This is a genomic window from Pseudomonas sp. PA-7-1E (assembly GCF_021605325.1).
In the GTDB taxonomy this organism is placed as follows: domain Bacteria; phylum Pseudomonadota; class Gammaproteobacteria; order Pseudomonadales; family Pseudomonadaceae; genus Aquipseudomonas; species Aquipseudomonas fluorescens_BV.
Window position 1 is genome coordinate 1 of the sequence record NZ_WKFA01000026.1, and the last position, 13301, is coordinate 13301.

Sequence of the window (13301 nt, forward strand, 5' to 3'; positions counted from 1 at the left end):
ACAGTGAGGCAACACTGCCCGGAGTGACGCCATCTTTGGGGTTGATCAGGTAGACCACCAACGGCACCTCGGTATGCCGCAGGCCGATACCGCCATGCGCCCCTTCGATATCGCCATCAATGGCCGGCTCCATCAGCGGGACAACGATGGGCGGCAGGAGGGGGTCAAGTGTTTTGTCCTTGGGCATGGCGAGAGTCCTCACGGTCGTGCGCTGTTGGCTTACCGTTATCAAACGCCTTAAATCGCGGCGTGCCTACTGTCAGAATTAACAGGTAGTGCGGGATGCCCCTGGATCGGTACCTGTTAATTCTGACAGTAGCCAATGCCCGGATTCAGGCGTTTGATAGCGCCAACAGCACACTTCGCAGGAACAGGAGAACAGCCATGCCAGCCAAAAAAAACCAGACATCCGCGCCTGCGACCAAGCCAGCAGCGGCAGAGGGAAAGACCAAAACCAAAGCCTCTGCCAAACAGAAGGTTCCGGCCCCATCACACACCATCATGACGCTGGAGGAAAAGAAGGCGCCCAAGTACCTCGACCGGCTTTACATTCCCGGCATGAGTGAGAACGTCAAAGGCTACGACGCTGGCGTCCCGAAGTGGTTGTTTGAGTCGGGCATGACGATTCAGGTAGACAAAGGCTGGGCCGCGGCGCCGGGCGATGTCATTACGGTCGGTAAACTACTCGACGACGGCACTGTGTCGGTACTCGCCACCAAGCAGCTCAAACCTGGCGAGGAGCTGAACAACGCCTACTTTTTCGCCGCCGAACAGAAGGACCTGCCCGACGGCCCGTATGCCCTGGTGTATGTGGTCCACTATGCCGGCGGCACGGACTACGACAGGTCTTACCCGCTGCTGACGCTGGTCAAGACCGACCTTCCCGCCGGTGACGACAACGATGGCCCTACAGTACCCGGGCATTCAGGACTGAAATTCAGCGTATCCGAGACGGTCATCGTCCCAGGCAACGCCAGCAAAGGCGTCACTATCACGCTTCAGCCGCCCCCAAACACCAACCCAACCGATGAAGTCGATCTTCACTGGGGATCGGTGATCAAGACGCAAAACATTGCGGGGGCTCTCAAGCCCACAGTGATCCTGGTGACCTATGCGGATTTGCTTGAAGCCGGCGACAGTGATCGCCTGTACGTCTGGCTGGAGGTGCGGGACCTGGTGGGGAATGTCTCGACGCCCGGCTCGGCCAGCGTGGAGGTCTCGGTGAACCTGGGCCAGCAACTGACGGATGGCCCCGTCATCGTCAATGGCGGGCCACCTGGCTATATCGACCTTGAAGTCGTGGGGGAAACCCCCCTGGAGATGCAGGTTCGCACGCCGTCAAGCGTGGGCCAGGTGGGTGATATTTATGATGTGATGTTCCGCATCTACCCGCCTAAAGGTGGCGTCAAAATCATTCACAAATTTGTCGAGATCAGGCGAGGTGGCCAGGTCTATTCAGTGTTCATCGATTACCTTGATATACGGATGGCCGCTGAGGGCCGGGTGGAGACCAGCTTCGTATTGAGAAAGTCCGGCCCGCCCTACGAGGTGTACTCCAAGAAAACCAGCGCCGAGGTCAGAGGCTCAGTGGTTCGCCTGGAGCCACCGGACCTTGAGGGCTACCCAGACGATCACATCGGTAACGACCCGGCGCATGTCATCGCACGCTGCCCCTACTATGCCTGGCGACAACCCACCGACGAGATTCTGTGGATCTTTCGACTTGTAAAAGGGTTGAACGAGGTGATCCTCCATACCGAGACACAAGTCGTCGGCCAATCCTGGCCCGTCGGTGCGCCGGTCAAGCAGGTGTTTTACTGGGAACAATTGCGCCAGTTCAAAGGCTACAGCTTCGAGTTCTATTACGTGATCTCAAGCAGCTTCACCCGCGCGCGCGCAATAGACCTGAATGAATCCTTGCGTCGGATATTGACCATCAGCTAGATACGTCAAACCCCAAGGCACTCTCGCGAGTGGCTTGGGGTTTGAGTCGCTCGACAATCAGTTTTGAATCTTGTGATCCAGCGCCGCATAAAAGTTGGCACTCTGTTGCAGGTATTTCTGGGTATAGGCCGTGACATTGGATTTTTTGCCGGTGACTTCCACGCTGGCGGCGGCAGGCAAGGCCACGGTGGCGGAAACAGCAGAAGCAGCGATGATCGAGAAGAGATTGAAGTTCATGGCGGTAACCCTTGTGTTCGTTTGGTTGGGTGGCCTGGGAAGGCCTTGGAACCCAACTTACGCCCGAGGGTTGAACCTTAGAAATGCTTTGAAACAGTAGCCGTTATCACTGCGATTAATACAAAGGCTCAGGCCCCGCAGTGCGGGGCCTGTGGCTTATTGACGCACCAGGAACTTGAGGTCACTGGGGGCATCGATCGGCAATTTCTGCACGGTTTTACCCAGCAGGCCGGTCTTGGGGTCGCGCTCGACGACGACAATTTCATTGCTTTTCTGGTTGGCGATCAGCAGGAATTTTCCGCTAGGGTCGAGGCTGAACTCACGCGGATGGTCGCCTTCGACAGAACGGCGCTGGATTTCCTTGAGGTGCGCGGTGGCTGGATCGATGCTGAACACCAGCATCTGATTGGCCGTGCCACGGTTGCTCACGTACAGGAATTTGCCGTCGTTTGACGCATGCAACGCCGCACCGGCCTTGTCGGACACCGGTTGGTCGGCGGCATAGTCGAGCAACTGGGTTTGCGTCAGCTTGCCGTCGTTGTAATCGAACACGGCTACCTGGGCGCTCATCTCAGTGGTCAGCCAGGCGTGTTTGCCGTCCGCGCTGAACAGCAAGTGACGCGGGCCGCTGCCCGGTGGCAACTGCACCGACGCCGGGTCGGCCGCTGTCAGTGGCAGTTCGTGATTGGCCTTGGGGTCGTAGCGGTAGGCAAACACCTTGTCCGCGCCCAGGTCCTGCACGAATACATACTTGCCATCCGGCGACGACACTACCGAATGCACATGGTTGGACGCCTGGCGCTCCGGGTTCACACGGCTGGCCGGGTGCCCGCTCAATTGCACCGGTGCCGACAGCTTGCCGCTGGCATCCACCGGCAGGATCGCCAGGCTGCCACCCGGGTCTTCCACCACCGAATAGTTGGCGACGAACAGGTAGCGCCCATCGGCGGCCACACTGGAATGGGTCGGCTCATTGCCCAGGCTCTGCACCTGGTTGATCAGGGTCAACTGGTGGTTCTGGGGGTCGATGCTATAGCTGCTGACACGCCCCACCGGGTCTGCCTGGCCGGGGCCGTTCTCATTGACCACAAACAACTGCTTCTGGTCTTTGGAGATCGTCAGCCAGGAAGGGTTGGCGGTTTTCGCCGCCAGCACTGGCTTGCCGCTGAACTGCCCGGTGCTACTGTCGAATTGCAGGCGGTAGATCCCTTCACTGGTGCCGGCCGTATAGCTGCCGACCAACAGTTCATGGATATCGGCCGGTGCGGCCTGCACCGACATCGCACCGACACTGCCTGCCATCAGCAGGGGCCAGAATTTACGCATCATCTGCTTCGTCCTCGTCGTTATTGTTGTCGCCCTGGATGGCGCTCAAGCAGACCAGACGGTGCTCACCGTCGTCGTTGATCAGCAACCAGCTTTGCAAGCTCTCGTCAAAGGTAGCCGCCTGCAATTGTTCTGGACTGAAGGTCCAGCGCTTGAGTTCCCGGCCATCCATGCTTTGGATCTGCAGTTGCTGATCAAGCTTGAAGTCAAAAGCGTGCAGCCCATTGATGATCAGCATATCGCTGGTGGCAAGGACGCAGGTCAGGGTGTCGGCAGTCATGGCAGTAATCATTTTGGGGAAAGCCGCAATGATAGCCCAGGCTGTAACCTAGAGGTTGAACACTGCGGTGATGCTATCGCAGCATAGGTCTCTACAACTTCGGTACGACGCTAAACCTGTGGCGAGGGAGCTTGCTCCCGTGACGGCCTGACAGCCAACGCCCGCCTACCTGACACCCCCACGATCAAACTGTGGGAGCTGGCTTGCCTGCGATGGCAACCTGACGGCCGACGCAGTTATACCGGGTACATATCCATTCCTGCGGTAACAGACATCTACGCGCTCTGATCCAACATCCCAGTTGGCTACCAGGCCGTCTTCGCAGGCAAGCCAGCTCCCACACTTGGCACGGTGCGTCAGTTGGATCAGCTTCGGCTGTCAGGCCGTCACGGGAGCAAGCTCCCTCGCCACAGGTCCAGCTTTGCGCCAACGTTGTGTAGATACCTATGCCTATCGCAGGCAAGCCCGCTCCCGCCTTTTGGGAGCAGGATCAATGCGCGAACAACGAGTTGCCCTTCTGCCCTGCCAGCTTTTCAGGCTTGATCAGGAATCGCGCCAGCGCCGGCAACAGCCACAGCGCGCCGAACATGTTCCACAGCAGCATGAAGGTCAACATCAAACCCATGTCGGCCTGGAACTTGATGGCCGAGAAGATCCAGGTGCACACGCCGATGGCCAGGCACAAGCCGGTGAACAGCACGGCCTTACCGGTGGACTTCAACGTCTGGTAATACGCCTCTTGCAACGGCAAGCCAGCGCGCAGGAAGCTTTCCAGACGGCTGTAGATGTAGATGCCGTAGTCCACGCCAATCCCCACACCCAGGGCCACCACCGGCAAGGTTGCGACCTTGACGCCAATGCCCATGAACGCCATCAGTGCGTTACCCAGTACCGAGGTCAGCACCAGCGGCAACACGATGCACAGGGTCGCCGCCCAAGAGCGGAAGGTGATCATGCACATGGTCGCCACGCACAGGTACACCAGGATCAGGATGATCAGTTCCGACTCCTTGATCACCTCGTTGGTGGCTGCTTCGATCCCGGCATTACCCGCTGCGAGAATGAATTCCAGGCCGTCCTTGTTGTTTTCCTTGGCGAACTCCTGCACCGCATGCACGGCACGGTCGAGGGTTTCGGCCTTGTGGTCGTTGAGGAACACCAGCACCGGCGCCAGTGAGCAATTGTTGTTGTACAAGCCATCGGCACGCGCGATGGAGTTGTTCAGCACATCCGGGTTGCGCGACAAGGTTTCCCATTTCAGGTTGCCCTCGTTCATGCCCTTGATCATTTGCTTGGACACGGTCACCAACGAGATCGCCGACTGCACGCCCTCGGTGTTCTGCATCTTCCACATCAACTGGTCGATGGGCGCCATGGCTTCATAGCGCGAGCAGCCTTCGGCCTTGGTCTTGACCATCACCACCAGCACGTCGGAGCTGGTGGAGTAATTGCTGATGATGAAGTTGTTGTCCTTGTTGTAGCGCGAATCCGGGCGCAGTTCCGGTGCGCCTTGGTCCAGGTCGCCAATCTTCAGGTTCTGGCTGTACCAGAGGCCGCCACCAAAGGCGATCAACGCCAGGAATACCGAAACCGGCGCGACTTTCGGGCTGGCAAATTTGGACAGCAGGCGCCAGAAGCTATGTTCGCGGTTCGCGTCTTTCTTGCTTTTGGCGATGGCGCGCTTGCTGATGCCCACGTAGGAAATCGCGACCGGCAGCAGGATCAGGTTAGTGAACACGATCACCGCCACGCCGATGGACGCGCCGATAGCCAGTTCGCGGATCACGCCGATGTCAATGATCAGCAGCGTAATGAAGCCCACCGCATCCGCCAGAATGGCGATCATCCCCGGCAGGAACAGTTGCCGGAAGGTGCGCCGCGCGGCGGTGAGGGCGTTGTCTGCCTCGCTGGATTGCAGGGCAATGCCGTTGATCTTCTGCACGCCATGGGAAATGCCGATGGCGAAGATCAGGAACGGCACCAGCATCGAATACGGGTCCAGTCCGAAACCGAAGAAGTGCATCAACCCCAGTTGCCAGACCACCGCCACCAATGTCGTGCTCAACACCGCAATGGTGCTGCGCAGGCAGTTGGTGAACCACAGCAGCAGAATCAGGGTGATGACGAACGCAACGCCGAAGAACAGCACCACCATCACCAGGCCATCGATCAGGTCGCCGACCTTTTTGGCAAAGCCGACAATATGAATCTTGACGTTGGGGTTCTGGGTTTCGAACTTGTCGCGGATCTTGTCTTCGAGTTCATGGGAGAACTTGCGGTAGTCCAGGGCCAGCAACTTGCCCTGGTCTTGCGGGTCCGGGTAGGACTCCAACAGCGGGATATCAACGATGCTCGACTTGAAGTCATTGGCGACCAGCCGCCCGACCTGGCCGGACTTGAGCACGTTATTGCGCAACTGGTCGAGGCTCTGCGGCGAACCGTTGTAGCTCTGCGGGATCACCTCCCCGCCGGCAAAACCTTCTTCGGTCACCTCGGTCCAGCGCACGCTGGGACTCCACAGCGACTTGAGACCCGAGCGGTCCACCCCGGAGATGTAGAACACCTCGTCGTGGATCTGGCGCAGGGTCTCCATGTACTCCTTGGTGAAAATGTCCCCGTCCTTGGCTTCCACCGAAATACGCACGGTGTTGCCCAGGTTGGCCAAATCGTTGCGGTGCTCCATCATTTTTTCGATGAAGGGGTGCTTGAGCGGGATCATCTTTTCAAAACTGGTGGACGGGCGAATCAAGGTCGCCTGCCAGAACAGGAAGAGGCTCACCAGCAGGCAGATGACGATCACCGCCGGGCGATTGTTGAAGATCAGACGTTCAAGAAAGGTCGCTTTATCGTTGTGATGACTGCTCATTGAATCCCCGCCTTCTTATTATTGTGAGAGCTCTGCGCCGGCCGATGTGGCAACCCGCACGCCACCCTGCCCCGCGAGGATCAAATTTCCATTGCCGGCCGCCGTGACCGCCGAGAGTGAAATACGGTCCGGGCGATTGAACACACTGAAGGTCTGGCCGTCGTCGTGGCTGACCACCACGCTGCCGCCGTTGCCGACCACAACAATGGAACCGTCCTCCAGCAAGGTCGCCCCCGACAGGCCAAACTCCAACGCGCCACGCGCTGCGTTCAATTGGACCTGTTCCCAGGTGCTGCCGAAATCGGTGGAGCGGTAGAGGTTGCCGCGCAACCCATACGCCAGCAGGGTTTGCGGCTGTGCGGTGCTGATCACGCCAAACAGCGAACCCTCGTAGGGGCCTTCGAGTTTTTCCCAGGTCTGCCCATCGTCGCTGGAGCGAAACATGCTGCCTTGCTCACCGACGATAAACAGGCCGGCGCCCTTGACGTGTGCAATGGCGTTGAGGTGGTACTGGTCTTCGTTGTCGAGGCGCTCGCTGACATCGTTCCAGGTTTTGCCGGCGTCGGTGGTCTCGATCAACGCACCGTAGGCGCCCACGGCCAGGCCGTGGTTGGCGTCGTTGAACCACACATCGAGCAACGGCGCTTCGCGTTTGAGGTCTTGATATTGCTGGGTCCACGTGGCGCCGCCATCGGTACTGGCAAGAATCTGCGCATCGTGGCCGACGGCCCAACCGTGCTGATCATCAACGAAAAACACCGCCGTGAGCAGTTGCCGGGTGGGTACTTTGGCTTGGGCCCAGGTGTTGCCCTGATCATCGGAATAAAGGATATGCCCCCGATCACCTACCGCCACCAGGCGCTTGCCCGCGTGAACCACGTCGATCATCAAGCCTCTGGCGGCCTTGGGGGATTCAATTGCAAAGACTGCGGCGGCGGAGGTATCGCTGGCGGCCAGAACCGGCAGCGACAATGCGCTGCCAGCAAGCAGCGAGAGCGCTGTGGCCAGCAACGCAACCCTGCGTGCGGCGCGTGGGCGGCAAACAACCCAACCCATGACAGGCTCACTCATAGACCTTTCTCCCATTTATTATTGTTAGGTCGTCTTCTCTGCCAGGACCTTGAAACCTGCAATCTAGAGCGCCTGGAGGAAGCAGGAGCCATCCTATCGGGCTTTGGAATCGTCTGACAATCGGCGCTACGTTATCTTTTGTTAACTGGCGGCGTTTGGCCATGTGCTGAATATAGCTATATCAGCTGAAATGATGGCCCCACGTGATCGACGTGATCGTTCCCACGCTCCGCGTGGGAATGCATCCGCTGACGCTCTGCGTCCTCACCGCGCAAACAGCGGGGCGCAGAGCGCCCCGGCCGGCATTCCCATGCGGAGCGTGGGAACGATCAGAAGAAATGAATTTTTATTCTATCTATTGAATTTAGTGAATTTTTATTCCATTAATAGCCTTCCTGAAAACAATAATCCAAAGGACCACGACGATGCGTGAACTCGGAATCGGCTTGATCGGCACAGGCTTCATGGGCCGCGCCCACGCGCTGGCGTTCAACAACGCTCGAGCGGTATTTGAACTGCCCGTGCAGCTCAAGCTGGCCGCCCTGGCCGATGCCGACACCGAACGCGCCCAGCGTTGCGCCAGCGCCTGGGGGTTTGCCCAGGCCCATGGTGACTGGCAAGCGTTGATCAATGACCCCAAGGTCGACGTCGTGGCCATCACCACCCCCAACCATTTGCATTACCCCATGGCCATGGCCGCGATTGCGGCGGGTAAAGCGGTGTATTGCGAGAAACCCCTGGCCGTCAGCCTTGAACAAGCCGACGCCATGCGCCGCGCCGCCCATACCGCCGGGGTGGTGACGCGGGTCGGCTATAACTACCAGCACAACCCCATGATCGTGCTGGCCCGGCAGATGATTGCTCAAGGCGAACTGGGCCAGATCATCAGTTTCCAAGGTGAGTTCAGCGAAGACTTCATGGCGGACCCCGCCTCCCCTTGGTCGTGGCGCTGCGAAGTGGAGCATGCTGGCGGCGCCCTGGCTGATCTGGGCAGCCATATGCTGTCAATGGCCCGCTACCTGGTGGGCGACGTGACCCATGTCTGTGCCGATACCCAGACCGTGCATAACCAACGCCCCGCCACTGCCGGCAGCCCAACCTCAAAAGCCATTGCCGTGGATGACCAGGTGCATGCCCTGTTGCGCTTCGCCAACGGCGCCCGTGGCACGGTGAGCAGTAGTTGGCTCAAGCACGGCTACAAGAACCACCTGAGTTTCGAGATCAGTGGCACCCAAGGCACGCTGGCGTTTGACCAGGAACGCTTGAATGAACTGCGCCTGTACCGCATCGGCCAGGACGGCTTCCAGCGCCTGTTGGCTGGCCCCGCCCTGCCCGGCTATGCGGCATTCAGCCCGGCGGCGGGGCATCAGTTGGGTTACAACGAATTGAAGACGTTGGAAGTGCACGAGCTGATCATGGCGCTGGCCGGCCAAGGGGCCCAAGGGACGGACTTTGAGGCGGCGTGGGAGGTGGAGCGGTTGGCGACGGCGATTCGAGTGGCCGCCCTTGAGGAACGCTGGGTCAAAGTGGGCACGGTTTAAAAAGTGGGAGCGGGCTTGCTCGCGAATACGCTGTGTCAGTCGGCACCTTCAGTGCCTGAACCGCCGCATTCGCGAGCAAGCCCGCTCCCACATTTGGTCGTCTGAACCGTAGATCAGCGCAAGGCCCGGCGCAGCACTTTGCCCACCGTGGTCTTGGGCAGTTCCGTGGTGCGAAACTCCACATACTTTGGCAGCTTGTACCCCGTCAGGTACTCCCGGCAGTGAGCAAGAATCTGCTCCTGGGTCAGGGTCGGGTCCTTGCGCACGACGATGATCTTGACCTTCTCCCCGGTCACTGGGTCTTCGACCCCAATGGCCGCCACTTCAGCAACCCCAGGGTGCATGGCCACCACGTCCTCGATTTCATTGGGGTACACGTTGAAGCCCGAGACCAGGATCATGTCCTTCTTGCGGTCCACCAGGCGGATATACCCGCGTGCGTCCATCACGCCGATGTCCCCGGTGGACAGCCAGCCCTCGGCATCCAGCACCTCGGCGGTTTCCTTCGGCCGTTGCCAGTAGCCCTGCATCACTTGCGGGCCACGTACTTGCAACTCGCCCTGCTCGCCGATATCCGCCAGTTCGCCGTCTTCGCGTACGAAGCGCACCCAGGTAGAGGGCAATGGAACGCCAATGCTGCCGGTGAATTCCATCTCGCGCATGCGGGAAATATCAATAGGGCTGATGCTCACCACGGGCGAGCATTCGGTCAGCCCGTAGCCTTCGATGATCGGCAGCCCGGTCACCTCTTTCCAGCGCTTGGCCACGGCGGTGTGGGTGGCCATGCCGCCAGCAATCACCAGGCGCAGGTCGGAAAAGTCCCGTGCACAAAATTCCTTGTTCTCCAGCAACCCGTTGAACAGCGTGTTCACCCCGGCAATGCCATTGAAGCGTTCCTTGCGCAGGATCATTTGCACGCGCTTCACGTCCCGAGGGTTGGCGATGAGGATATTGCGCCCGCCCAGGCACATGAACATCAGGCAGTTCACCGTCAGTGAGAAGATGTGGTACAGCGGCAGCAAGGTCACGTTGGTTTCCTGCTTGTGCAGGTTTAACTGGTCACCGACCCAGGCCTTGGCTTGCAGCAGGTTGGCAATGATATTGCGATGGCTGAGCATCACGCCCTTGGCATCGCCGGTGGTGCCGCCGGTGTATTGCAGGAAGGCCAGTTCATCGCGGTGCAGGCTGACCGGCAAATGGTGCATGGCCCTGCCCTGTTTGAGCACCTGGTTGAAACGCAGCGAACCGGGCAGCCTGAAGGCCGGTACCTGCTTCTGCACGCTGCGCAGGATGAAGTTCATTGCCGCGCCCTTGAAGGTGCCCAGCAAGTCGCCAATGGCCGCGACCACCACTCGCTTGACGCTGCTGCCCACCATGGCTTTTTCCAGGGTATGCGCGAAATTTTCGAAGATCACCACGGTTTCGGCGCCACTGTCCTTGAGCAGGTGCTTGAGTTCGTGGGCGGTGTACAACGGGTTGACGTTGACCACTACTGCTCCGGCCAGGATCGTGCCCAGCAGGCAGATCGGGTACTGCAAGCAGTTGGGCATCATCAGGGCCACGCGGTCGCCCTTCTTCACGCCCTGGTCCTGCAGCCAGGCGGCAAAGGCAATACCCTGGGTGCGCCAATCGGCATAGGTCATTTGCGTGCCGATGCTGACGTAGGCCACCCGTTCACGGAACTTCTCCAGGTGCTCCAGGAACACTTCGCGCAGCGACGGGTAGTCCTCGATCCCGGCGTCAATGTCCGCTGGCACGCCGGGCAGGTAAGTGTTCAACCAAATGCGTTCGGTGTGTTTCAGGCTGATAGCGTTCATCGCAGTGTCCTTATTGTTGTTTTTGATAGCGCTACTTTTCGACGATGGCGGTGATGCCCAACCCACCCGCCGCGCAGATCGAAATCAGGCCGCGACCGCCACCGCGTTCATGGATGGCCTTGGCCAGCGCCGCCAGTTGCCGGCCACCGGTGGCCGCAAAGGGATGGCCGCAGCCCAGTGAGCCGCCGTTGACGTTCATCTTGGCCCGGTCGATGGCGCCCAGGGGGGCGTCAAGGCCGAGTCGCTCGCGGCAATACTGCGGGTCTTCCCACGCCTTGAGCGTGCACAACACCTGGGCGGCGAACGCTTCGTGGATCTCGAAGAAGTCGAAGTCGGCAAACCTCAAGCCTTCCCGCGCAAGCATGCGTGGCACGGCGTAAGCCGGCGCCATCAGTAGGCCCTCGGTGCCGTCGACAAAATTCACCGCAGCCGTTTCGCCGGTGCGCAAGTAGGCCAACACCGGCCAGCCATTGGCGGCGGCCCATTCTTCACTGGCCAGCAGCACCACCGAGGCGCCATCGGTCAGGGGCGTGGAGTTGCCGGCGGTGAGCGTGCCGTTCTGGCGGTCGAAGGCCGGCGACAAGCCGGCGAGCTTTTCCAGGCTGATATCGGCACGCAGGTTGTTGTCACGGGCCAAGCCGCGATGGGGGCTGATCAGGTCGTCGAAGAAGCCGCGTTTATAAGCCGCATCCAGGCGCTGGTGGCTGGTGAGGGTCAGCTCGTCCTGGGCCAGGCGCTTGATCTGCCAGCGCTTGGCCATTTCTTCGCAGTGCTCGCCCATGGACAGGCCGGTGCGCGGCTCGCCATTGCGCGGCAGCAACGGTTTGAACAGCATCGATGGGCGTACTTTCATCAAGGCCTTGAGCTTGTCGCCCAGGCTTTTGGCGCGATTGGCCGCAAGCAAGGTATGGCGCAAGGATTCGTTGATGCCAATGGGCGCGTCGGAGGTGGTGTCGGCACCACCGGCAACGCCCACTTCGATCTGGCCGAGGGCGATTTTATTCGCCACCAGCAGCGCAGCTTCAAGCCCTGTGCCACAGGCTTGTTGCACATCATAGGCAGGGGTTTGCGCCGACAACGTGGTGGACAACAGCGCCTCGCGGGCCAGGTTGAAATCCCGTGAGTGCTTGATCACCGCTCCGGCGGCAAACTCACCCAGGCGTTGGCCGTGCAGGTTGTAGCGCTCCACCAATCCTTGCAGGGCGGCGACCAACAGGTCCTGGTTACTGTCGTGGGCATACACCGTGTTGGAGCGCGCAAATGGAATACGGTTGCCGCCGATAATCGCCACGCGGCGGGTCGGGGCTGGGGTAAAACTGTAGTCACTCATTGCTGGCTCTCTTTCCAAATGAATAGCCCGCGCATATGGGGCTTGTCCCCGGCGAAATTGCGCACTTCGAACTCGCGTCGTGGCCCGCTTACGGGGTGGCCCCACAGGGCTACCTGGCCGGGCAGGAAGATCGGCAATTTGAAGTCGCAATGGGCCTCGGCCTGGTCCAGGCCAGCGGGCGGCTGTTGCGCTGCCAATGCGCGGCCCAGGGTCCACATGCCATGGGCGATGGCGCGACGAAAGCCGAAGAGCCTGGCACCGATGACCGACGTGTGAATGGGATTGAAATCCCCCGAGACCTTGGCAAAGCGTCGCCCCAGGTCGGCGGGCAGTACCCAGCGCTGGGTGCGTAACAGGCCGTCTTCCTGCAGCGGCAGAGGGTCATTCCAGGGTTCACCCACCGGATTGCTGACGTCACGGCGCAAATACAGACTGTCGCTTTCCCACACCAGGGTTTCCTGGCTGTAGGCACGGGTAGCAATGCTCAAGGCCTGCCCTTTTGGATGGGCCACCCAGCGTTCGCAATACACCTCCAGGCGCACCGCCTGGCCCTCGTGCAAGCGCTGGTGCTGACGAATGCGATTGGCCAGGTGCACCATGCCACTGGCCGGGTACGGGAAGCTTGGCCGGGTCAGCAGCATGATGTGCAGTGGGAACGCCAGCACATGGGGATAGGACAATGGCACGCCCTGTTCGCGACGAAAGCCACACGCCCGTGCGTAAGCGGCGATACCGGCCGACGAAAGCTCCACCGCGCTGCGCACCAGGCGTGCTGCAGGCAATGGCGGCGCACCGTCGAGTTTGGGTTTGCGCAAGGCGCGCAGGCCGTCGAGCAATAACTGCGTGCGCGACGGCGGTGGGTCGATAATCTGCGTCACGTAGTCCATCG

The 13301-nt window shown here is 60.1% G+C and carries 11 protein-coding genes; 2 read left to right on the top strand and 9 right to left on the bottom strand.

Annotation, left to right across the window (positions count from 1 at the left end; translation table 11 throughout):
- Window positions 1–187 (bottom strand): hypothetical protein (locus GIW79_RS17465; protein WP_236454652.1); only part of this gene is annotated, 187 nt, incomplete at its 3' end.
- A 197-nt stretch (window positions 188–384) separates the two neighbouring features.
- Here GIW79_RS17465 and GIW79_RS17470 point away from each other — a divergent pair.
- Window positions 385–1944: a hypothetical protein gene (locus tag GIW79_RS17470; RefSeq protein WP_236454655.1), complete on the top strand. Its 1560-nt coding sequence runs from the start codon at window positions 385–387 to the stop codon at window positions 1942–1944.
- Between the two features lie 57 nt (window positions 1945–2001).
- Here GIW79_RS17470 and GIW79_RS17475 read toward each other — a convergent pair whose 3' ends face one another.
- The 5 genes from GIW79_RS17475 to GIW79_RS17495 form a co-directional block, all read right to left on the bottom strand.
- On the bottom strand, window positions 2002–2181 hold the full coding sequence (locus GIW79_RS17475; protein ID WP_034126032.1) for a hypothetical protein: 180 nt from the start codon (window positions 2179–2181) through the stop codon (window positions 2002–2004).
- A 156-nt stretch (window positions 2182–2337) separates the two neighbouring features.
- A complete protein-coding gene (locus GIW79_RS17480) occupies window positions 2338–3510 on the bottom strand; it encodes a lactonase family protein (protein ID WP_236477395.1) in 1173 nt (390 codons plus the stop codon).
- Window positions 3500–3787, bottom strand: coding sequence for a DUF5629 family protein (locus GIW79_RS17485; protein ID WP_198791203.1), 288 nt, complete (start codon window positions 3785–3787; stop codon window positions 3500–3502). The genes GIW79_RS17480 and GIW79_RS17485 overlap by 11 nt, the downstream gene beginning before the upstream one ends.
- Window positions 3788–4277: 490 nt before the next feature.
- Window positions 4278–6653 (bottom strand): efflux RND transporter permease subunit, encoded by a 2376-nt coding sequence (locus GIW79_RS17490; protein WP_054898985.1) that lies wholly within the window; start codon window positions 6651–6653, stop codon window positions 4278–4280.
- An 18-nt stretch (window positions 6654–6671) separates the two neighbouring features.
- Complete coding sequence (locus GIW79_RS17495) at window positions 6672–7709, bottom strand: WD40/YVTN/BNR-like repeat-containing protein (protein ID WP_236454690.1); 1038 nt, start codon at window positions 7707–7709, stop codon at window positions 6672–6674.
- Window positions 7710–8149: 440 nt separating this feature from the next.
- On the opposite strand from GIW79_RS17495, the gene GIW79_RS17500 reads away from it, so the two are divergent.
- A complete protein-coding gene (locus tag GIW79_RS17500) occupies window positions 8150–9265 on the top strand; it encodes a Gfo/Idh/MocA family protein (RefSeq protein WP_236454661.1) in 1116 nt (371 codons plus the stop codon).
- 113 nt (window positions 9266–9378) lie between these two features.
- Here GIW79_RS17500 and GIW79_RS17505 read toward each other — a convergent pair whose 3' ends face one another.
- The 3 genes from GIW79_RS17505 to GIW79_RS17515 are packed head-to-tail and all read right to left on the bottom strand — an operon-like array spanning window position 9379 to window position 13299.
- Window positions 9379–11082: an AMP-binding protein gene (locus GIW79_RS17505; protein ID WP_236454663.1), complete on the bottom strand. Its 1704-nt coding sequence runs from the start codon at window positions 11080–11082 to the stop codon at window positions 9379–9381.
- A gap of 31 nt (window positions 11083–11113) precedes the next feature.
- A complete protein-coding gene (locus tag GIW79_RS17510) occupies window positions 11114–12412 on the bottom strand; it encodes an acetyl-CoA C-acetyltransferase (protein ID WP_089041830.1) in 1299 nt (432 codons plus the stop codon).
- Complete coding sequence (locus tag GIW79_RS17515) at window positions 12409–13299, bottom strand: MaoC/PaaZ C-terminal domain-containing protein (RefSeq protein ID WP_198791206.1); 891 nt, start codon at window positions 13297–13299, stop codon at window positions 12409–12411. The genes GIW79_RS17510 and GIW79_RS17515 overlap by 4 nt, the downstream gene beginning before the upstream one ends.
- Window positions 13300–13301: the final 2 nt, after the last annotated feature.

Coding starts and splice junctions, on each gene's coding strand:
- GIW79_RS17470 (WP_236454655.1), top strand. CDS start 385: ATGCCAGCCAAAAAAAACCAGACATCCGCGCCTGCGACCAAGCCAGCA.
- GIW79_RS17475 (WP_034126032.1), bottom strand. CDS start 2,181: ATGAACTTCAATCTCTTCTCGATCATCGCTGCTTCTGCTGTTTCCGCC.
- GIW79_RS17480 (WP_236477395.1), bottom strand. CDS start 3,510: ATGATGCGTAAATTCTGGCCCCTGCTGATGGCAGGCAGTGTCGGTGCG.
- GIW79_RS17485 (WP_198791203.1), bottom strand. CDS start 3,787: ATGACTGCCGACACCCTGACCTGCGTCCTTGCCACCAGCGATATGCTG.
- GIW79_RS17490 (WP_054898985.1), bottom strand. CDS start 6,653: ATGAGCAGTCATCACAACGATAAAGCGACCTTTCTTGAACGTCTGATC.
- GIW79_RS17495 (WP_236454690.1), bottom strand. CDS start 7,709: ATGGGTTGGGTTGTTTGCCGCCCACGCGCCGCACGCAGGGTTGCGTTG.
- GIW79_RS17500 (WP_236454661.1), top strand. CDS start 8,150: ATGCGTGAACTCGGAATCGGCTTGATCGGCACAGGCTTCATGGGCCGC.
- GIW79_RS17505 (WP_236454663.1), bottom strand. CDS start 11,082: ATGAACGCTATCAGCCTGAAACACACCGAACGCATTTGGTTGAACACT.
- GIW79_RS17510 (WP_089041830.1), bottom strand. CDS start 12,412: ATGAGTGACTACAGTTTTACCCCAGCCCCGACCCGCCGCGTGGCGATT.
- GIW79_RS17515 (WP_198791206.1), bottom strand. CDS start 13,299: ATGGACTACGTGACGCAGATTATCGACCCACCGCCGTCGCGCACGCAG.